Origin of the sequence: Cereibacter ovatus, assembly GCF_900207575.1 — a bacterium.
Taxonomy (GTDB): domain Bacteria; phylum Pseudomonadota; class Alphaproteobacteria; order Rhodobacterales; family Rhodobacteraceae; genus Cereibacter_A; species Cereibacter_A ovatus.
Window position 1 is genome coordinate 81,617 of the sequence record NZ_OAOQ01000001.1, and the last position, 22,643, is coordinate 104,259.

Here is a 22,643-nt window from a genome sequence, read left to right on the forward strand (position 1 = left end):
TCAGCTCCGCGAGGGGGCGAGGGTGGCGCCAAGGCTGCCGCTGGGCTCGACCACCTCGACCGAGGCGTTGGGGCGCAGCGCCTGAACGCCCTCGATCACCACCAGATCGTCGGGGCGCAGCGCGGCCTGTATCAGCACGGAATCGGCGTTGCGTTGCAAAATCTGCACCTTGACGCGCTGGGCGCGGCCTTCGCGCACCACCCAGACAAAGGCGCCATCCGATCCCCACTGGATCGCCAGCGGATCGACCGCGGGGCGCGGCTCGCCGGGCAGCGAAATGCGGATGGTGAAGGCCATGCCCGGACGCAGGCGGTCCTCGGGGTTGGGAATGGTGGCGCGGATTCGCAGCGTCCGGCTGGCCTCGTCCACGCGGTTGTCCAGCGCGCTGACCGTGCCTTCAAGGGCCGCGGCCCCGGCCGACAGCGGCGCGGCCTGAACCCGGTCGCCCAGTGCGATCCGCCCCACCAGCCGTTCCGGCACCCGGAAATCGACCTCGATGCTGGATCGGTCGTCCAGCCGGGTGATGACGGCGCCGCGGCTGACCTGATCGCCGACCTCGACTTCAAGGATGCCGACCCAGCCCTGCACCGGCGCCAGAACGCGGTGCTGCGACAACTCGAACCGGGCCTGTTCCAGTTCCAGTTCCGCCGTGCGCCGCGCCAGTTCGGCTTCGCGCCGTTGCAGGTCGGTGACCGCGCCCGACGTGCTGAGACGGCTGAGACGTTCCAGATCCTCGCGCGCGTCGGCCAGCACCAGTTCCGCCCGTGCAACCGCGATGCGCGCGGCCTGACTGTCCAGTTCCACCAGCACCGTGCCTTCGGCCACCCGGTCGCCCGAGGCCGCCCCCAGTGCCACCACCCGGCCCTCGATCTCGGGGGCGACGGTCACGCTGCGCCGTGCGATGCCGGTGCCGATGGCGGTCACGATATCGTCGATGCGGCGCTGTTCGGGCGGGCGGGCGATGACGCGGGCCGGGCCGCCCATGCCTGCGCTGCGCGGGTTGGGTGACGCCGTTGCGCCCGTGTCGCTGGTCACGATGCCGATCCGTTCCATCGGCCCCAGAAGGCCCACCCGGTCCAGCAGCGGTCGTGCGGCGGGCACATAAAGCACCCAGATCACCAGAACGGCCGCAGCGATCGCCAGCACCCAAAGGCCCTGTTTTGCCAGTGACATCGCCCCTCCATGTTGTGGCCCATTCCGCCTGACACGTTCGCCGGCGGGGTTTCCGTCGCGCCAGTTGTAGCCCGGAGCCGCGCCCCGGCGCGACCGAAAAGCCCCATCACCGCGACAGTCCGCCCACAATCGCGTGAGCCGCCGCCCCTTCGCGCCTCCATCCGATCACGGGCGGGAACTTGAAAGGCGGCGTTCCATCCTATTCTTCTGCAAACCCGCAATGAGGTTTTTCCATGTTTGTCGTCAGCCCCGCCACCGTCTGGAATCCCGGTGCACTTGACATGCAGCAGGTGCCGCGGCGGATCTTTGGCCGCGTCCTGCTGATCCCGCGCCGCGGCCTGCCGTTCGGGCTGATCTGGCGCATGGTGTTCGAGACGCAGATGCTGCGGTTCATGGCGGTGCTGGCGCCGTTCGTGGTCGCGATGCTGATCTGGCGCGACAGTGCGCTGTCGATCGCGCAGGCGCCGCTTGTGATGATCGCGCTGATCATGTTCTTCGAAACCCGGGTGCTGCGCATCCCCAAGGAGCGCCGGGCAAATATCATCGACCCGGCCGAGGCCGAGCGCGGTCTGGATCTGCTTCAGGTCCGGGGCAGGGCGATCCTGACCCGGATCGCTGCGGGCCGAAAACTGACGGAAGGCACACTGCATCTTGTGGTGGAACAGTCAGACATGGCCTATATCACGCCGCTGACTTTCGTCTCGGTGCAGTCCGAGGTCGGCCCCGAACTGCTGCGCCTGACGCGCGAGGAAGAGACACTGATCCGCCGCAAGCTGTTCGGCGTGCCGTTGACCGAGCGCAGGCTGCTGAAGATCAATCTTTCCCGGAATGAATTTCTGCGTGATGTCGCGCTGGATGTGCGCAGCATCTCGGCCCATGCCCGGCTGGCGGCGCTGGCGGGCTAAGGGCCGCGCGGCGGTCATTCGGCGGCTTGCAGAACCGGAACGCTTTGCCCGCCGACGGGACGTGCGCCCGCGGCCGTCCCGTCGGCAGGCCACCGGGTCGTGTGCGGTGTCGATCCAAAGCTGCCCGTCGCCATCCGGCAGGGCAAATCCGGCCTCGTCGCCCGCGTTCAGGATCATCACCGGATCGCGCCCGCCGGCAGATCCAGCCACAGCCCGAACAGGCGCAGGTCCGCATCCTGCCAGTCGGCTTCCTCCATTTTGCGGCCTGTGGAATGCAGCCATGTCGCCACTGGCGTGTCGTGCTGCACCGGCGAGCCCAGCAGCCGTAGCGACAGATCCGGCACCTGCCCCGGATCGCGGCGCCAGAATGCGCGCAGGTCGTTGCGCGCCGCATCCGCGCCCCGCCAGATGTCAGGCTGCCGCCGGTTGCAGTCCGGGGCCGGGTCCGGGCGGAAGGCGGGGCGGGGTCCGCTCTGAAAAGGGCCGGTTCCCAACCACCCCACCCGGCGCCGGTTCCGCATGGCGGCGCCCCTTCGGCTGGTTTGCGAAACCGATGGGCGGCGCGGGTCGTTGCCTGCCGTCCCTGCCGCACATGGGCATGATCGCGGACATGAAACCTGCCTTGCCGCTTCCGGCCGCTGGTCGGGCCTGCCCTTGCCACCGTCAGGGCAGGGCGGCCCGCATGCCTGCCCAAGCTGGGTCACGCCCTCGCCTGCGGGCCGTCAAGGATCGCACACCCTGACGTCCGCTTTCCCCGGCTGTCGCGAAAAAGCCTTCAGCGCCGGCTCTCCCATGCGCGCACCAGCGCCGCTGCCATCTCGGCCAACTGGCGCCGGCTGCCCATTTCCATGTGTTCGCTTACCGCGCCGATGCGCGACAACTCTCGCGAAAGCTGGTCGGTATGGCCGATGACGGCGCCGACCCCGGCCTTGCAGTGCCCCAGTTCGAACTGCGAGCCAAGAAAGTATTCCGGCGCGCCGGGGCGGCCGCCCACCGGATGCAGGAACAGAAGGTTGTCGAACGGGCTGCCGTCCGCGCGATGATTGCGCAGTATCACCTGCGCCTCGCGTCCGGCGGCCAGTGCGGCGCGGATCTCGGCCCGCGTGGCGGTGTTGTCGTCGTCGCACTGAAGAAAGCGGCAGTTCAGACCCAGAACCTGCCCCTCGGTATAACCTGTCAGTCCGAGAAATGCCGGATTGGCCAGAACCAGCGGCTGTTCGGGCAGCGACATGTCCACAAGGGTCAGCGCCACGCCAGAGCGTTCAAAGACGGCGCGGATCTTGTCGAACTGCTTCTGATCCATCATGCGGCGCCCCCCGGGAAGGCAAAGCCTATGTCCGCCCCGAAGCCAGTTCCAGACGAAAGTTTCAGGGCATGACGGAAAACCCTTCCACGCCGCTTGCAGAGGGCGGCGCCTCGGCGGTCGGACCCGAGGCGTTTCAAAGCCTGCCGGGCGCGCTACGCCCGTCGGATCGTTTTGCGCTGATCCTTGTCCAGCATCTTGATCGCGAACACGAAAGCCTGCTGCCCGAAGATGGCCGAATTTCGGGGCATGGCGGGCAACGCGATCATCGGCCGCTCGATGTCCGAGGTGCATCCCGATCTGGCGGGGCGGATGGTTGGCGCGATCCGGCGGGTGTTCGCCAGCGGGGCGCCGGTCCTGCGTCAGATGCTGCGCGGCCGCACGCCTTTGGCCCCCCTCCGAGTCTGCGAGTTCGACAGGTATCGCGTGCATCGTGCCGTGGGCCTGAACGTGGCCGAGATGACCCGCCTGCCGCAGCTTCAGGCCGATCTGCGCCGCATCATGCGAGAGTTGCAGCACCGGGGGAAGAACATGCCGTCCCATGTCATCGCGCTGATGAACCGGGCCCGGCGCGAACAGGGCAACCCGCAGGACATCCTTGATACGCTGGCGCAGCGCATCCGGGCGCTGGTCCACATCCACAATCGGGAACTCGGCCCCAACCTCGCTGCGCGACATTCCGGGGGTGGAATCGACCGGGGTTTACGGCGACGCGCCGGTGACGCTGCGCGGCCCCGACATGCGGCTGAATGCGGGGGCGACGCTCGGTCTTGGGATGGGTATTCACGAACTGGCGACCAACGCCGCCAAATACGGCGCCGTCTCGCGGTCCGAGGGGCATGTTGCGGTGCGCTGGTCGCGGGGGCAGCGAGGGATTCCGCCTGACATGGGAAGAACGCGGCGGCGCGCTGGTCTTGGCGCCCTTGCCCCAAGGGTTCGGCGGGCAACGGATGTGCTCGATGGTCGAGGGATCGTTCGATGGCCCCATCGAAGGCCATTGGGAACCCGTTGGATTGCGCCTCGTTGTCGCCTCGCCCTGGAATGCAGCAACTGAAGTGGATTGTGACAGTGACCTGGACCCCCTCCGACATGCGGATCCTTTACCTTGAGGACGAAGCGATCATCGCGATGGAGACGGTCGAGACCCTGCGCGAGATGGGGTTTCAGCAGATCGACATGGCCTACTCGCTGCCCGCGGCCGAGCGGCTCGTGGCCGATGCACGGCCCGACATCGCGCTTCTTGACGTGAACCTCAGCCATGGGCGCACCTCGATCGATCTGGGTCAGCGCCTGCTGGGCGAGGGGGTGCCGGTGGTGTTCGCCACCGGCTACGCCAGCGGCAGCCTGCCCGCCGACCCCCGCGCCACGGTGATCGAAAAGCCTGTGACGCCGGGCGCGCTGGAACGCGCCCTGACCGAGGCCGCCGCCCACCCCGAAAGCTGACGCCCCCGGGGGCCAAGCGGGTTCAGCGCGGGGCCATTTCGCTGGCTGCCCTGCGGTCCGGCCACGACCCGGTTCAACGGGAAAGCGTTGATGAATCGTCTGAGCATTCTTCTCATCGGGATGACTTGCGCTGTCATCGCCGGCGGCATCGTGATCCTTGCATTCACCTTCGGCTGGCATGGCTGGGCGCCGATCATGCGGGGCGTGGCGCCGGGGCTGTTCTGGCCCGCGGGCTGGATGATTTCTCGCCGGATCACGCGCACCGATCCGCAATGGGATGAACCCCGCGCCGAAATCGCTTCCCAAGCCCGACGCGCCCCAAGTCTGATGTGACGGGGCACGACCCTCGCCCGTCGCGTGCAGTCCGGCGGATCAAGACCCCGCCCCGTCGGCCGGGCGCGGCGGTTGCCACGGATGGTGAAAAATCCCATATCAAGAAAACATTTCGCACATGGCGCGATTCGCATTACGCTGGATAAGTCATGAGTTGTTAGTGACCTGCTCCATTCAGAGTAGAACCCGAAAGATCATCCATGACGGACGTGAAGGGTTCATCTGGCCAGAATTGGGCCGATTTAGATACATATGCCGGCTTTTCGGCGCTGACAGCCGAGAAGCCCAGCGATCTGGGTGCGATCGAGATCCCGGACCTGAAGCTGCCCGCGGGCGGCGGCGCGATCCGTGGTATTGACGAGAAATTCTCGGTCAATGCCGCTAACGGCACCGCATCGATCACCATTGCGCTGCCGCTGACGCCCGGGCGCGACGGGTTCGGGCCAAAGCTGGCGCTGGGCTATTCCTCGGGGGCGGGGGATGGGCCGTTCGGGCTGGGCTGGTCGCTGTCCCTGCCGGCGATCCAGCGCAAGACCGACAAGGGGCTGCCGCGCTATCTCGATCCGCCGGACGAGGATGTGTTCACCATCGCCGGGTCCGAAGATCTGGTGCCCGAACTGGTCGAAGCGGCGCCGGGCGACTGGCAGCGGGCCGAAGCGGTGGTGGGGGCGCTTCGGGTCTGGCGCTACCGCCCGCGGGTGGCTGGCGATTTTTCGCGAATCGAGAATATCGACGATCCCGCCCGCGGTGTGTGGTGGAAAGTGACCGATCGCGCCGACACGGTCACGATCTTCGGCCGCGACCCGGCGGCGCGGCTGGCCGATCCCGCCGATCCCCGCCGTATCTTTCGCTGGCTGCCCGAGTTCAGCCATGACAACCGCGGCAACTGGATCGCCTACGGCTACCGGGCCGAGGATGGCGCGGGGATGCCCGACACCTCGGCCGAGGCGAACCGCCGTTCGGGCCGGGCACGGTTCACCGACACGCATCTGAAGCGCGTCCGCTATGGCAACCATGTGCCGTGGTTCCCCGATCCGGCCGCGCCCTATGATCCCGCCGCGCCGGCCGATCCCGCCTGCCATTACGAACTGGTGTTCGACTATGGCGAACATGACGCCGCCGCGCCCACGCCCCTTGCCACCCCGGGTCAGGACTGGCTGTGGCGCCCGGATGCGTTTTCCAGCTACCGCGCCGGGTTTGAGGTTCGCACCGCGCGGTTGTGCCGGCGTATCCTGATGTTCCATCACTTTCCCGGCGAGGCGCTGGGGGCCGATGCCCTGGTGCGATCGCTTGACCTTCACTATGCGCCGGTCTCGGTCAATGGTGTGGGGCAGGCGGCGGCAAGCCTTCTGGTCGCGGCCGAACAGGCGGGCCATGTGCGCCGCGCCGACGGCAGCTATTCCCGCAAGACGATCCCGCCGCTGGGGTTTCACTATCAGCCGATCGGCTGGGACATGCACCCGCGCGAGATCGCGCCCGAGGATCTGGTCGATGCGCCGTCGGGGCTGACTGCGCCCTATCGTCTGGTCGACCTGTATGGCGAGGGCATCGCAGGCATCCTGTGCGAGGCCGGAAATTCGTGGATCTACAAGCACAACCGCGGCCCCGATCCGCTGACGGGCGCGCCACGGTTCGAACGCGGCCAGACTTTGGGGGCGCGGCCCAACGTGGCGGGCCTTGCGCAGGCGGCGGTGACGCTGGAAGACCTCGACGCCAGCGGACAAAAGCAGATCGTGGTGAACGCGCCGCAACGGGGTGGTTATTTCCAGCTTGACGCCGTGCAGCAGTGGCAGCCGTTCCGCGCCTTTCCGATGGCGCCGAACCTGGATTTCCGCGACCCCTTGCTGCGGCGGATCGATCTGACGGGCGACGGTCGGCTGTCGATCCTGCTGGCCGAGGACGAGGCGCTGGTCTGGCATGTTTCGCGCGGCAAGGACGGTTTTGGCCCGGCCGAGCGTGTGCTGCGCGCCTTCGATGAGGAAAACGGCCCCGCGGTGATCTTTGCCGAGGCGGAGCAGTCGGTGTTTCTGGCCGACATGAGCGGCGACGGACTTAGCGACATCGTCCGCATCCGCAATGGCGATGTCAGCTACTGGCCGAACCTTGGTCATGGCCGCTTCGGTGCCCGCGTCGCGATGTCGGCACCACCTTTGTTCGATCTGCCTGACAGGTTCGATCCTGCCCGTCTGCGGCTGGCGGACCTGACCGGCACCGGGCCGGCCGACCTGATCTATCTGGGGGTCGAGGGCTCGCGGGTCTGGTTGAATCAGGCCGGAAACGGTTGGGGCGATCCGGTGGCCATCCCTGGCCTGCCGCCGATCGACAGCGTTCACTCGATTGACATCGCAGACATTCTTGGACGGGGCACGCCCTGTTTCGTCTGGTCGTGCGCGATGCCGGATGCTGCGCTGCGCTTCATCGATCCGATGGGCGGGGCCAAGCCGCATCTGCTGACGCGCTACACCAACAACATGGGCAAAGAGACGCGGATCGACTATCGCTCGTCAAGCGTGGACTATCTGCGCGACCGCGCCGCGGGTCAGGACTGGGCCACCCGCCTGCCGTTCCCGGTGCAGGTCGTGGCCCGGCATCAGATCAGTGAGGCGATCTCGGGCGCCCGCGTCACCAGCCTTTTCAGCTATCATCACGGCTATTGGGATGCCGAAGAACGCGAATTCCGCGGCTTTGGTCGGGTTGACCGCACCGATACCGAAGATTTCACCCGCTGGGCCGAAGGCCAGCCGGGCGGCCCGCTGACGGTGGGGCAGGATCAGTTTCAGGCGCCGGTGCTGACCCGGACATGGTATCATGTCGGGGCTTGGGACGATGCGGGTCGGCTGGTGTCGCGCTTTGCCGCTGAATTCTGGCCCGCCGCGCATGACCGTGCCTTCCCCGCCGAGGCGCTGGGCCAGATCGAGCCTGCACTGCCCGAGGGGCGCCTTGTGGCCTCGACCCGCATTGCCGATCCCGCCGCCCTCGCGCGGCTGTCGCCCGCCGAACGCCGCGAGGCGGCGCGGGCCTGCAAAAGCCTTGTGCTGCGTCAGGAAATCTTTGCCCTCGATGCGCCGGCGGTGGGGGGCTCGGCTGAGGATCTGCGCCGGCAGATGCTTCCGTTCAGCGTCGATACCCACAGTTGCCACGTTCAGCTTTTGCAGCCGCGCGGGCCGAACCGCCATGCGGTGTTCGTCGTGGTCGAGGATGAAGCGATCAGCCTGCATTACGAACGCAACCCCGTTGATCCGCGCATCGACCATGCGATCAATCTGGAAATCGACGATCTGGGCAATGTGCTGGAAGCGGCGCAGATCAGCTATGGTCGCGACCCGGTGGCCGCGGCGGTGGCTGCGGATGCGATCTCTGCCAGCGTCAGCGATTTTTCCGGCTTTGACGATCCGGCCGCGCTGGATCTTGCCTTTTCGGGTGCCATCGACCGCGCCGAGGCAAGCCAGACCCGCACATGGATCACCGTGGCCCGCACGCGGTTTTCCAACGACATCGACACCCCCGCGCATTGGCGCACCCGGCTGCCGGTCGAGGTCGAACGCTTTGAGATCACCGGCCTGTTTCCCGCCGCCCACCTGTTCACGCAAGACGAGTTGCGCGGCGTTCTTGGCGATGCGCGCTCGGCCCTGATCGCCTATGACGCAGCACCCGCCGGCGGGGTCGAACGGCGCCGGATCGAACATTCGGTCAGCCTTTATTATGACGCGGGGTTGCAGGCGGCCCTGCCGTGGGGGCAGATCGCGGCGCATGGGCTGGTCTGTCAGTCGCTGACCAAGGCGCTGACGCCTGCGCTTTTGACGGCGCTGTTTGGCCCGCGCCTGCCCGCAGGCCCCGCGACCGAGGCGCGGATGCAGGCGGCGGGCTACCTTCACCACGACGGCGACGCCGACTGGTGGGTTCCCTCGGGCCATCTGCGCTATCTTGATCCCGGCGAGGGGCTTGCCGAGGCCCGCGCCCGGTTCCTGCGGCCACGCGGCCATGTCGATCCGTTCGGTGCCGAAACGCGGGTCGCCTATCACAAGGATTATTTCCTGCTGCTCGGATCGGTCACCGATGCTGCCGGCAACCGGGTTCTGGCCGAGGCGTTCGATTTCCGCGCCATGGCGCCGACCCGGCTGCGCGATCCGAACGACAACATATCCGGGATCGTGTTTGACGAACTGGCGCTGGTGACGGCGCAGGCGTTTCTTGGCAAGGATCTGGACGGCGACGGGCTGGCGGAACTGGAGCCGGCCGACGATCTGGCCGGGCACGGCGCCGACAGCGGCGCCGATGCCGCCCTTGTGGCGGACTTTCTGGCCGCGACGGATTCGCAGGTGATGGAACCCATCGCCCGTCAGCTTCTGCGTCAGGCGACGATGCGCTTTGTCTATGACCTGCACGCCTTCCGGCTGAACGGGCGCCCGGCGGTGGCGGCAAAGATCGTGCGCACCCGCCATCATGCCGACGATCCCGCCGCGCCCTTGCATCTCAGTTTCGACTATACCGACGGCTCGGGCGCATTGGCGATGACCAAGACCCAGGCCGAGCCGGGCCCGGCGCAGACTGCCGCTCTGAACCCCGATGGCAGCGTCACGGTTCTGGCCATCGACACCGCCGCGCAGGTGCCCCCCCGGCTGCGCTGGGTGGGCACGGGCCGGACGGTGTTGAACAACAAGGCAAAGCCGATCCGCGAATATCAGCCCTATTTCGCCGTCTCGCCTGCGTACGAATCCCTGCCCGAACTGGTGGCCACCGGGGTCAGCGCCACTCTGACCTATGATCCGCTGGGCCGGCTTTTGCGCACCGACCTGCCCGATGGCACCCATCTGGCCACCCGTTTCGATCCCTGGTCGGTCACGCGGTTCGATCCCGGCGACAGGGTGGCGGCATCGCGCTGGCATGACGACCGCATCGCTCGTCGCATCGATGCGCAGTTGCTGGCTCAGGGCCGCGACCCCCTGCGCGAAGCCGAGGCCGCCGCCGCCGCGCTGAGCTATGCCGACACGCCGGCGACGGTCCTGCTGGATTCGCTCGCGCGGCCGGTTCTGGCGCTGGATCACGCCGGGTTCGACGCAGGAGGGGGCGCGGTTCTGTTCGCCACCACGATCCTGCGCGATGTCGAAGGCAACGTGCATGAGGTTCTGGACGCCCGCGGCAACCGCCCCGTCGCCTGGGGTCACGACATGATCGGGCGCCGACTGGTGCAGCAGAACATGGATTCGGGCCGGCGCTGGGTGCTTCAGACCGTCACCGGCAACCCGCTGGTGAAATGGGATGAACGCGGGCACGAACTGCGGTTCGGCTATGACGCGATGCAGCGCCCGGTCAGCCAGCATGTGCTCGGCGGCGACGGGCCGGTGCCGCTTGATCATGTGGTGATGCGCGCCGACTATGGCGAAGGCTTGCCCGATGACCGCCGCCACGGGCTGCGCGGCCGGATGGCGCGGCGCTGGGATACCGGCGGGCTCGAGGAATGGCGCCGCTTCGACGGCAAGGGCAACCTGATCGAAAGCACGCGCCGCTTTGCCCGCGACTATCGCGCCACGGTCAACTGGTCCGGCGATCTGTTCGCCCCGCTGGAGGCCGAAACCCATGTGACGCGGCACGACCATGACGCGCTGGGCCGGCTGGTGCGCATCACCGCCGCCGACGGCAGCGTGACCGAACGCTTCTATTCCGAGGCCAACCTTCTGACCCGGGTGGTGGTGACCCCGGCAGGCGGAGTGCCTGAAACCGTGGTGCGCGCGACCCGCCACGATGCCCGTGGTCAGCGGCTGGCGATCGAGCTGGGCAACGGCACCCGCACGGATTATCGCTACGATCCTCTGACCTTCCGGCTGATCGGGATCACAAGCACCACCTCGGCCGGGGTGCGGGTGCAGGATCTGGCCTATACCCATGACTGCGTGGGCAATCTGACCCATCAGGAAGATCGTGCCCAGCCGGTGGTCTATTTCGACAATGCCCGCGTGGTGGCCCTGTCGCGCTACGGCTATGATGCGCTTTACCGGCTGATCCGGGCCGAGGGGCGCGAACATGCCGGCCAGACCGCCAACGGGTTCGGCGCGCTCGACAACTGGGACGATGGCGCGCAGACGCTTTTGCATGCGCCGGGCGATGCGATGGCGTGGCGGGGCTATGTGCAACGCTATCGCCACGATCCGGTGGGCAACCTGCTCAGCCTGGCCCATACTGCCACCGGGGGCAGCTACACCCGCAACCATGTCTACGAGGCCGCGACCAACCGCCTGATCCGGACCGAGATCGGCGCCGATGTCTATCCTTGCGATCATCACCCGGCGCATGGGTTCATCCGGGCGATGCCGCATCTGCCGCTGATGGTCTACAGCCACCGCGACGAGTTGCGCGCCAGTGCAAGGCAGGTGGTGGCCGCAGGCACGCCCGAGACGACATGGTATGTCCATGACCACGACGGCCACCGCATCCGCAAGGTGACCGACAATGCCGCGGCCGGCGCCGCCGTTCCCACCCGCAAGGCCGAGCGGCTGTATCTGGGCGGGATCGAGATCTTTCGCAGCCATTCGGGTGCCACCGCGGGACTTGAGCGCCGCAGCCTGATGGTGATGGACGATCTTGCGCGGGTGGCGATGATCGATCTGCGCAACGGGGTGGATGACGGCACGCCCGCGCGTGTCACGCGGTTTCAGATCGCCTCGCATCTGGGTTCGGTCGGGCTGGAACTGGACAGCGCCGAGCGGCTTCTGGGCTATGAGGAATTCCACCCCTTCGGCACCACCGCCTATCGGGCCACCGGAACCACGCTGCCGGTGGCCGAGCGGCGTCACCGCTACAGCGGGATGGAGCGTGACGAGGAAAGCGGCCTGTCCTGTCATGCCGCACGCTATTACGCGCCATGGCTTGGGCGGTTCCTGAAGCCTGACCCGGCGGGGCTGGCCGATGGGGTCAACGATTACCAATATGCCTCGGGCAATCCGGTCAGGATCAGCGATCCAGCCGGTCTTGGCGGCTGGGACCGCTTCTGGGGCGGGGTCAAGATGGTGGGCGGTGCGCTGGAAACCGTGGCGGGGGGCGCGCTGGTTGCGGCGGGGGTTGCCTCGTCCGAGATCGGCGTCGGCATCCCGCTGGCGGCGGCTGGCGTGTTCGTCACTGCGCATGGCGCCGATGTGACGGTGTCGGGCGCCCGCACGATGTGGAACGGCGCGCCGGTGGATACGCTGACGTCGCAAGGGCTTCAGGAAGTCGGGATGAGCCGGACCGCCGCGAACCTGACCGATGCGGGGATCAGCGTCGTGGGCTCGCTGGGGTCAAGTGCGATTGTGCAGTCGGGGCGGGTGTTGACGGTGGCCGAAGGTGCGGCCGTCGCCGGTGACGATGCCGTTCAGGTGATCCGCGGATCGGAACAGGCCGCGGCCGCGGTTGCGACGCGGACGGGCAACAATCTGGTGCATCTGTCGACCGCCGAGAACACCGCCGCGATGGTCAGCACCCAGACGCTGGGGCGGGGCGGCACCATCTATGCCGGCCCGTCGGGGCTGGCCACGGCCTCGGACGCGCAGGTGCTGTTGCGCACCGGCCTGACCGGCAGCCAGACGCCCAACGTCCTTCTGATCCCCGAACGGGCGGCGGGCGCGTTCCAGACCCCCACGGTCATCGGGCCGATGACCGCATGGCAGCGCATGTCCGGCACCGTTCATTCGGTCGGCGCAGGTGAGATCAATCTGGCGACCGGGCTTTTCACCCGCACGGGTGCTGCCACGAACCAGATTGTCATTCAGGGCATTGACGTGACGATGGTGGCGGGGGTGCGCGCGACGCCCGAACTGATGCTGTCGGTCGGTCGACCCGCAGCCGGCAGCCCCGAGGCGCTGTCGTCAGGCCCGTCGATGGAACCCCCGATCCTGATTGTCCCCTTCCCGTGGGAGCCGACCGCCCCGACAGGCCCGACCGTGGACGAGCCCCTTGAAATGCCGGACGAGACGCCGATGGCCAGCTATTCCGAAGACCCCGCCGCGCAGGTCTGCACTGCCGACGGCTATTACGACACCATCGAAGAGGTTTGTTACGCCTATTGACCCGCCCGGCGCCGGGCGGCCGAGCGTTTGGAAAAGGATCAGGGATCATGTCTTTCCTGCTGTCGGGCTTTCTGGTGACCGTATCGACTGTCAGAGGTTTCTCGGGCGCCATCGTCGAGGCCTGGGATGCCTCGGGCGAGATCGCCCGGCCCCTGGCCTCGGGGCCGGTGGACCGCGGCGGCAGCTTCACCCTTGTCTTTTCCGCGGCTGCGGCCGAGCTGGTCCGAAAGCAGCGCAAGGTGCTGGATCTGCGTGTCACCCGTCAGGGCATGGCGCTGCGTCTTGATCCGCCCTTCCTGTGGAAGCCGGGCGACCCGGCCGAGGGGCTGCGCCTGCTGCCCCTTCTGGCCGCGGATGGCCGCGACCCTGCGGGCGGTCGCAGCGTGCATGGCCGGATCACCGGGCCGGACAGGCGCGCGGCCAGCGGCGTCGTGGTGCGCGCCCATGACCGCGACCTGCGCGCCGAACGGCTTCTGGGCGAGACGGTGGCGGGCCGGGACGGCCACTATGCCATCGGCTATTCCGCCGCCGGTCCCGGGCGTGGGGGCAAGGCCGCGGCGGATCTGGTGGTGCGGGTGTTCGATGCCACCGGCAAACGTCTGCTGCACGACCCCGCCCCCGAGTTGATCCTGTTCGCCGCCGGCCCCGAGACCCGCCACGACATCCGGCTGACCGAAGCCCCGAAGCCCGCCCTGACCGAGTTCGAGGCGCTGGCCCGCGATCTGGCACCGCATCTTGGCAGCCTCGGCCCCGCCGATCTGGCCGAAAACCGCACCCATCGCGACGTGACCTTTCTTGCCAACGGCTCGGGTCCGCGCGCCGACCGGATCGAGGTTTTCGCCGTGGCGCACCGGCTGGGCGCCATGCTGGGCACCGATCCCGCGCTGGTCTATGGCCTGCTGCGGACGAATGCGCTGGTTCATTCCACACCTGCGCCGCTGCGGCCGGTGCGCTTCAGGATCGGCATCAACGACGACACGCGCAGCCTGATGCTTGAAGCGGCATTGCTGCCGGCCGACCGGATCAAGGCCGCGATCCACAGCGCCACCGACGAAGCGATCATTCCCGCCGCCGCGACGCGCAAGCTGCCCGAGATGCTGGCCCGGCTTGAGGCGCTGGCCCCCGGCGCGGCCAGGGAACTTGACGAGATCCGCCGCAGGGCCTGTGCCGAACTGGCGGAAAAACTGCTGACCCCGCAGAATGCGGCCCGTATCGAGGCGCTGCTGAACACGCCGCAGCGCGATCTGCCGGGGGTGTTGCAACGGTTCCTGTCGGGCGAATTGCTTGACCTTGACGCGCTGACACGCGCCCCCGGTCCGGTGCCCGGCAGGGGTGGGGCAGGGGCGGGGCGGCTTCGCGGCTCTTTGCTGGCCAGCGGGATCGCTCGCGCCGGTCTTGCCGAAGCGGCGGGCCTGCGCGGCGCCCCCCCCGAGGCGGCCCTTGCCGGACTGACCGAACCGGCGCTGCGCGAGGCGGTGAAGAAGGCCGCCCCCGATCTTGGCGCCCGCGCGCTGGATCGGCACAGCCGGCGGGTCATGCGCTCGGTGCGTGCCCGCCACCCGACCGCGGCCTTCCGTGCCCGGCTGGACGAGGCGCAGCCCCCCGTGCGCGATGCCGCCCGCGCCCGGCATGTGCTGAATACGGTTCGGGATTTCGACCTTCGGCGCAGCAATCTGGACCGGGTGTTCGCGGACGCCCGGCTTGACTCGCCCGCCGACCGACAGCTTCTGGCCGAAATGAAGTCGCTGCAACGGGTGCTGCGCCTTGCCCCCGACCTTGACCGGGCCGAGGCGCTGGTTGCGGCGCGGCTGCGCAGCGCGGCCGACATCCTGCGCATCGGCCGGGGCCGGTTTCTGACCGAACTGGCCCCCAAGGCCGGGCTGACCGAAGCCGAGGCGCGGGCCACCTATGCCCGCGCCGAGGCCAGCCATACCGCGGCGCTGATGATCGCCGGCGAGGCGCGCGATCTGGTGGCGGCGGGGCCGGCGGCGGCGCCCTCGACGTCGGTCGATGCGCTGACGGCTGCGACTGCGCCCGGCTTTCCCAATGTGGCCTCGCTGTTTCTGGCCACCGACGGCTGCCAGTGCGGGCACTGCCGCTCGGTCTGGTCGCCGGCGGCCTATCTGGTTGAACTGCTGGAGTTTCTGGGCCGTCGCGGCATGGTGGACCTGACGCAGGTTCCGCCCGCCCCGGTCAATCTTGCGCGCGAAAACCTGTTCGCCCGCCGCCCCGAGATTGCCGATCTCGATCTTGACTGCGCCAATGCCGAAACACCGCTGCCCTATATCGATCTGGTCTGCGAGATCCTTGAAGCCGAGATCGCCCCCGATCCGGGGGTCGTCCACAATGGCGCGGTGGCGGCCCCCGCGCCGGCGCCGGCGGCGCTGCTGGCCACGTTGCGCGCGGCCGGATGGCGGATCTCGGATGCGGCCATCGTGCAGCCGGCCGATGCCAGCGGGGCGCTGATCCTGCGCGACCCGGCGCTGACGGCGCGGCTTGTCAGCACCGGCGCCAATGCGTGGCGGGTGTTCCGCACCCGGCAGACCCGCGCAAGCGCCGCGGAACTGGCCGCGGCGCCTGAACATGTCAACACAGCCGCCTATGCCGCGCTGAAAGCCGCGCAGTATGCCTTTGCCCTGCCGTTCGATCTGGATCACGTCGAGGCCAGCGCCTATTTCGACCGGTTCGGTATCGACCGGGCCGATCTGATGGCGCATTTCTCATCCGCGGCCGGCCCCTCGGCGCTGGCCATCGCGGCGCAGCGGCTGGGCCTGATCGAGTCGCTGCGGGCACTGATCGACACGCCGGCAGCGACGGCGGCGGGGCAGTCCGCGATCTGGGCCATCCCGGCGGCTCAGGTGGTGGCGCACATGACCGTGGTCGCGACCTTCCTTGAAAAGACGGGCCTTGATTATGCGGCTCTTGACCGACTGCTGCAACTGGGCTTCATCGACCCGGACAACCGCCATTTCATCCGCCATCTCGATCTGGGCTGCGATCTGGCCCAGAAAGAGGTGGCGGGGCTTGATCTGCCGCTGCTGGACCGGGTGCACCGCTTCCTGCGCCTGCAACGCGCGACCGGCTGGGGCGATGTCCCCCTTGACGCGGCGCTGAGCGATCCCGCAATCGGCGGCGTGGCGCTGGATGGCGCGAAACTTGTGGCGCTGGCGCAGCTTGCAACCCTTGCGCAGCGGATCGGGCTGACGGTGGACGAGCTTGTCGCCTGTTTCGGCCGCATCCCGCATCAGCAGATGACCGGCCCGGCGCCGCTGTCGTTCCATCACCGCACCTTTCTTGACAAGTCGCTTTTGGGAACCGTGACCGAGGGCCTGCGCCCCGAGACGGTGGCCGCCGGGGCAGGCACGCTGTCGGCACTGGCCGAGCCGCTGACCGCGATCCTGAAGCTGACGGCCGACGGCTTCGAACGCCTGCGCGCGGGCCTGACCGACGATGGGCTGAACTTTGCCAATCTCAGCCGGCTGTATGGCGCCTCGCGGCTGCTGGCGCGGTTGAAGCTGTCGCCGGCTGATCTGCTGACCATGATCGACCGGACAGGCGTCGATCCGTTCACCGGGCCGGCCGCTATGCTTGATTTCATCGACCGGGTGCAGATTGCCCGCAACGGCGTGGTGAAGATCGCCGACATCGGCTGGATGCTGGACCATTCCGGCGCCGATCTGGCGGTAAAGGCCATTGCCGACGACCGGATCGCCCAGATCCTGACTGATCTTCAGGCCGCAAGCCAGACCGCCTTTGCCGCCACCCGATCGGCCTTTGATGCCGGGATGACGGCGGACGAACTGCGCGCCCCGATCCGCGAGGCGCTGCTTCGGCTGCCCGATCTGGGCGAGGCGGGTGCAGCCACGGTGCTGCGGATGTATGACGCGGGATGGATCTCGCCGCCCGACCCGGATGCTGCGGCGACGCTGGCGGCACTGCTGGGCGGGGCCTTCGACACCACGGCGCTGGCCGCGACGCAGGCGGCGGTGGCCGCCGCGGCCCCGGCTGCGCTGGAAGCTGCGCGGCAGGCCATGGCCGAGCGGCTGCTGTCGGACATCGCCGCCCATCTGCACGCCCGCGCCAAGGCCGAAACCCTGACCGAGGTGCTCTCGGCCGCATTCCGGCAAGAGCCCGATCTGGTTGCCATCGTGCTGGCCCATGCCCGGCTGATCCAGCCCGGCCCGCAGACGCCGCTGCTGGCGCAGGTTCTGACCGACAACGCCTTGATCGACACCGCGGGCGATCCGGCGGTGCCGCCCGCGGTCAGTGCCGCTGCCTTCCCCGATCAGGCCGGCGCGTTGCGGCTGTTGCACAAGCTTTTGCCCTTGGCGGCGGCGCTGCCGTTGTTGCCGGCGGATCTTGACTGGATGCTGGCCCATGGCGCCGATCTTGGCTGGCCGCGGCTTGATGCGCTGCCCCATGACGCGGGCCATGCCGCGATCACGCAAACGGATTGGGAAGGTCTGATCCGTGCGGTGGCGCTGTTCGCGGTCTGGCCGCCGACCGCCGACCCGGCCGACAGCACCGCCGATATCACGCTGCGCGATACGCTGGCGCTGCTGCTGCCGGGGGCCGTGCCGACGCGGGCCGATTGGCTGGACAGGCTGGCGCTGCTGACCGGGCGCGACCGCGCCGAACTGGATGCGCTGGATGCCCATTTCGGCTTTTCGGTGCCCGACCTGACCGCCTGGCGCGCCCCCGCGACATGGGAAAGGTTCGCCGCCGCACTGGCCGATCTGCGCAAGCTGACGCTGCCCCCGGCTGATGCGGTGGCGCTGTGCCAGCCCGGCGTCGGCCCGGCCGAGACCGCACGCCTGCGCATCGCGCTGAAGGCGCGGCATGACGATGCGATCTGGCTGACCACACTGGCCGAGATCACCAACGCGATCCGTGGCCGCAAGCGCGATGCGCTGGTGGCCTTCCTGCTGGCCGAGCGTGCGGAATTTGCTACGCCCACAGACCTTTACGACCATTTCCTGATTGATGTGGAGATGGAGGCGAAGATGCCGTCCTCGCGCATCGTGCAGGCGCATGGCACGATCCAGACCTTTGTCGAGCGCAGCCGGATGAGGTTTGAACCCCGGGCCGCCGCCGACAGCGCCGATCCCGGTTGGCAGCAATGGGTCTGGATGCGCAACTATCGGGTGTGGGAGGCCAACCGCAAGGTCTGGGTCTATCCGGAAAGCTGGATCGAGCCGGAACTTCTGGACGACAAGTCCGAACTGTTCGTCGCGCTGGAACAGGAACTGCTTCAGAACGAGGTGACCGAAATCACCACCGAAGATGCGTTCATCCGCTATATGGAGCGTCTGGACGACATCGGTTTTCTTGAGGTGGTGGCGGTCTTCTATCAGACCGACATCCTGGTGATGCATGTCTTTGCCCGCACCAAGGGCGGCGATCCGGCGCAATATTATCACCGCACCTTCGAGAAGGAACGCTACTGGACGCCCTGGCGGCTGGTGGAGCTTGATATCTCCTCGGACAATCTGCTGGCCTTTGTGCGCAATGGCCGGCTGACCCTCGCTTGGCCGGTGATCGCCGAGGAAACCGACCCCGACGCCGAGGTGACGACGCCTGCGGTCTCTGGCTCGCCCAGCAGCGGCCCGATGCAGCATCCGGCGTCTCGGTTGCGCATCCAGATGGCGCTTAGCGAATGTGCGGGCGGGCTGTGGAAGCCCAAGAAGATCTCGCAGGATGCGGTGGTCTCGCCTGCGGCCTACACCACCGACCGCGCCGAACTGGACGCGTCCCGGCTGAACCTGATCTACAGCGAACTGTCCGACCAGATCTTCGTGTTCGTCACCACCGAGGATGGCGACGAACCGGCCCACCAGACCCGGGGCATCTTCAACGTCGCCGGCTGCAAGGGCTATCCCGAGGTCGCCTCGAATGTCAGCTTCTGGATGCCTGACTTCTATCCCGACTACAAGGATACCTGCCTGCGCAAGCAACGCTATCTGGAAGCGGGCTGGGACAAGGACGACACGCTGGCAATCCGCAACGTGCTGACGCCTTGGAGCTTTGTTCCCCGGCTGACCAGAACGCCGGGAACCTTCCGCGTCACGCATCCGCACCAGTTCACTGGGCTGGATCTGGTTTACACCCTTCTGCAACTGTGGTGGCTGCAATCGCAGGGTGTCACTTCAGTGGCCTACAGCCGGCATGTGAAGCTGCCTCTTGGCACCTGGCTGCCGTATTTCCTTGAAAACAGCACCTCGGCCTATGTCGTTGTGCCCGGGCTTTATTCGGCCGATCCGGTGGATGCGACCCGGCGCACCGCGTCGGATTTCCTTCAGTTCCTGCGCGACCTGCTGGCCTTGGTGCGGAAATACCTTGCGATCCTGACCGTGACACCTGCGCCCGATCCGGCCGATGTCTGGGAGGATTTTCTGGCCGATCCCGATTTCATCCATCTGATGGATGAACTGACCGTCTATCAATCGCTGGACTATGGCGAAAAGTTCGCCAACCTTTACCACCCGCTGATCTGTCCGTTGCGCAAGACGCTGAATACGTCGGGCGTGGGGGCGATGATGAAACGGGGCCAGCAGTTGCAGGTCACATCCTTTGACTTCGCGACCGAGTTCGCCCCGACCGGGCTGGTTGCCCGGCCCTATCCGGTCGAAGATGTCGATTTCAGCGCGGACGGCGCCTACAGCCCCTACAACTGGGAGCTGTTCTTCCATGCGCCGTTGATGATCGCGCGCAGGCTGGCCTCGGAGCAGCGGTTCGAAGAGGCGATGACGTGGTATCACCGCATCTTCGATCCGACCGGCACGCTGCCGGGCGACGCGCCACAGAAATACTGGGTGACCAAGCCGTTCTTCCAGACCGCGGATGCCGATTACCTTGCGCAACGGATCGACACGATCCTGACCAATCTTGCCGACCCGAATTCGGCCGAGCGGCATGACCTTGAATTTGCGGTCAGCCAGTGGCGCGAAAAGCCGTTCCGGCCGCATGTTGTGGCACGCTTTCGCACCGTGGCCTACCAGCGCACGGTGGTGATGAATTACATCGGCACGCTGATCGACTGGGGGGACCACCTGTTCCGTCAGGACACGATGGAAACGATCACTCAGGCGATCCAGCTTTATCAACTGGCCGACAAGCTGCTTGGCCCCAAACCCGCCACCGTGCCGCCCCCGGTCGAGGTCACGCCGATGACCTACAGCCAGTTGTCGGCGGATCTGGACGCTTTCGGCAATGCGCTGGTCGATCTGGAAAACGTGCTGCCGGATCTGTCCGCGCTGCCCGAAGGCGGGGACGAACTGCCGCCGCCGCCGGTCACGCTGACCAGCCTGTATTTCTGCATCCCGCCGAACGACAAGGCGCTGGCCTATTGGGACACGGTGGCCGACCGGCTGTTCAAGATCCGCAACAGCCAGAACATCGACGGGGTCGAACGTGTGCTGGCGCTGTTCGCACCGCCGATCGATCCGGGAATGCTGGTGCGCGCGGCGGCGGCGGGGATCGATCTCGGCTCGGTTCTGGGGGGGCTGGCGGCGCCGCTGCCACCCTATCGGTTCCGCGTGATGGCGGCACGCGCCGCCGAACTGGCGCAAGAGGTGCGGGCGCTGGGTCAGGCGCTGCTGTCGGCGCTGGAAAACAAGGATGCCGAGGCGCTGGCCCTGCTGCGCAACGATCTTGAGGTGAAGCTGCTGAAAGCGCAACGCGACCTGAAGGTGATGGAGATCGACGCCGCCGACGAACAGATCGCGGTTCTGGAACGCACGCGCGAGGTGACGGCGGAACGGCAGGCGTTCTATGCCGCCTTCGAGATGATCAACGCCAACGAGGCGCTCAGTCTGGACAAGCTGCGCGAGGCGCAGGACTATCAGACCGCGGCGCAGATCGTGCGGGCGACGGGCGCTGTGCTGGGCATCATCCCCGATTTCTCGATTGGCGGGCATGGGGCGGGCGGTTCGCCTGCGGTTCATGCCACCTTTGGCGGCAGCACGCTGGCGCAGGTCGCAGATGCCGCGGCCACGGTTCTGGCGATGGTCAGCGGCCTGTCCAGCTATCAGGCCACCCGCGCCACCACGCTGGCGGGTTTCGACCGGCGCTGGGATGATGCGCAGTTGCAACGGCGGCTGAGCGGTCGCGATCTGGCGCAGATCGATCAGCAGATCGTTGCGGCCGGTCTGCGCCGCGAGATCGTGGCCCGCGATCTGGATGTGCATGACATCCAGACCGGCAATGCCGAGGCGCTGTCGAAAACCATGTCCGAGCAATACACCAACGGCCAGCTTTACCAGTGGATGGCGAACGAGATCACGCAGGTCTATTACCGCGCCTACAAACTGGCCTTCGACACCGCCCGCAAGGCCGAACAGTGCTATCGCCACGAACTTGGCTCTGGCGAAAGTTTCCTGTCCTTCGGCTATTGGGACAGCCGCAGAAAGGGTCTGCAATCGACCAACAAGCTGCTCCACGACATCAAGCGGATGGAAGCGCGCTATCTTGAACAGAACCGGCGCGAATATGAACTGACCAAGCATGTCTCGTTGCGCAGGCTTGATCCGCTTGCGCTGGCACGGTTGACCACCACCGGATCTTGCCTGTTCGATCTGCCCGAGGCGCTGTTCGACCTTGACCATCCGGGGCAGTATTTCCGCCGCATCCGCGCGGTCTCGGTGTCGATCCCCTGCGTGGCGGGGCCCTATGCCTCGGTCAGCGCGCGGCTGACGCAGGTTTCGAACCGCTACCGCGCCAGCACCGCCAAAGCCGCAGGTGCCGCCACGCCGAAAGAGGAATACGAGGAAGCCCCCGGCAACGATCCGCGCTTTGTCTATAACGTGGGGGCGGCGCAATCGGTGGCGACCTCGTCGGGGCAGAACGATGCGGGCCTGTTCGACCTTGACTTCCGCGATGACCGCTATCTGCCGTTCGAGGGCACCGGCGCGGTGGGAAGCTGGCGGCTGGATCTGCCCGATGTGATCCGGCAGTTCGATTATTCCACCATCTCGGATGTGATCCTGCATGTCCGCTATACCGCGCGCGAGGGCGGCAGCAGCCTGCGGGGGCTGGCGCAGACCTCGCTGGCCGAGAAGCTGCAAGAGATCGCACAGGGCCTGTCCCGGTCCGGGCTGCATCTGGTCATGGACATCCGCCGCGACGCATTCGACGCCTGGCACCAGTTGAAAGCCACCGGCAGCGCGAATGTCACGATCCCGTCCGGGCGGCTGCCCTATTTCGCGCAAGGGCTGAACCCGGCGCTGGGCGCGGTGACGGTTCTGGCCCGTGTCGCCGGCGATCCGGCGGCCTATACGGTGACGGTGAACGGCACCGATCTGGCGCTGGGCTTCAGCGACACGATGGGGTTGAACCTGAACGATGCCGCGGGGCTTGCGCTGGATGTGCCGTTCCCGCTGGCCATCGCGGCGGGCGATCTGGCGGCGCTGTCGGATCTGAGCCTTGTGGCCAAGGTGGATTTCACCTGAC

At 67.4% G+C, this 22,643-nt stretch carries 9 protein-coding genes; 6 read left to right on the plus strand and 3 right to left on the minus strand.

The window, feature by feature from the left end:
- Nucleotides 1-1,173: an efflux RND transporter periplasmic adaptor subunit gene (locus CRO07_RS00400; RefSeq protein WP_097028718.1), complete on the minus strand. Its 1,173-nt coding sequence runs from the start codon at nucleotides 1,171-1,173 to the stop codon at nucleotides 1-3.
- A gap of 233 nt (nucleotides 1,174-1,406) precedes the next feature.
- On the opposite strand from CRO07_RS00400, the gene CRO07_RS00405 reads away from it, so the two are divergent.
- Entirely contained in the window at nucleotides 1,407-2,078 is a 672-nt protein-coding gene (locus CRO07_RS00405; RefSeq protein WP_097028719.1) for a hypothetical protein, read from the plus strand.
- Between the two features lie 176 nt (nucleotides 2,079-2,254).
- Here the strand turns inward: CRO07_RS00405 and CRO07_RS00410 are convergent, their stop codons facing one another.
- Entirely contained in the window at nucleotides 2,255-2,599 is a 345-nt protein-coding gene (locus CRO07_RS00410) for a hypothetical protein (RefSeq protein ID WP_097028720.1), read from the minus strand.
- Between the two features lie 254 nt (nucleotides 2,600-2,853).
- Nucleotides 2,854-3,384 (minus strand): PAS domain-containing protein, encoded by a 531-nt coding sequence (locus CRO07_RS00415; RefSeq protein WP_235840891.1) that lies wholly within the window; start codon nucleotides 3,382-3,384, stop codon nucleotides 2,854-2,856.
- Between the two features lie 246 nt (nucleotides 3,385-3,630).
- On the opposite strand from CRO07_RS00415, the gene CRO07_RS00420 reads away from it, so the two are divergent.
- The 5 genes from CRO07_RS00420 to CRO07_RS00440 all read left to right on the plus strand — a co-directional run bounded on the left by CRO07_RS00420 (nucleotide 3,631) and on the right by CRO07_RS00440 (nucleotide 22,642).
- Nucleotides 3,631-4,266 carry an HWE histidine kinase domain-containing protein gene (locus CRO07_RS00420; protein ID WP_235840892.1) on the plus strand — a complete coding sequence of 212 codons (636 nt, stop codon included), beginning with the start codon at nucleotides 3,631-3,633 and terminating at the stop codon, nucleotides 4,264-4,266.
- Between the two features lie 183 nt (nucleotides 4,267-4,449).
- A complete protein-coding gene (locus CRO07_RS00425) occupies nucleotides 4,450-4,824 on the plus strand; it encodes a response regulator (protein ID WP_235840893.1) in 375 nt (124 codons plus the stop codon).
- 90 nt (nucleotides 4,825-4,914) lie between these two features.
- A complete protein-coding gene (locus CRO07_RS00430) occupies nucleotides 4,915-5,157 on the plus strand; it encodes a hypothetical protein (RefSeq protein WP_235840894.1) in 243 nt (80 codons plus the stop codon).
- Between the two features lie 200 nt (nucleotides 5,158-5,357).
- The gene (locus tag CRO07_RS00435; RefSeq protein ID WP_097028722.1) at nucleotides 5,358-13,196 is read left to right on the plus strand and encodes a SpvB/TcaC N-terminal domain-containing protein; all 7,839 of its coding nucleotides are present in this window, start codon (nucleotides 5,358-5,360) and stop codon (nucleotides 13,194-13,196) included.
- A 47-nt stretch (nucleotides 13,197-13,243) separates the two neighbouring features.
- A complete protein-coding gene (locus tag CRO07_RS00440) occupies nucleotides 13,244-22,642 on the plus strand; it encodes a Tc toxin subunit A-related protein (protein WP_097028723.1) in 9,399 nt (3,132 codons plus the stop codon).
- Nucleotide 22,643: the final 1 nt, after the last annotated feature.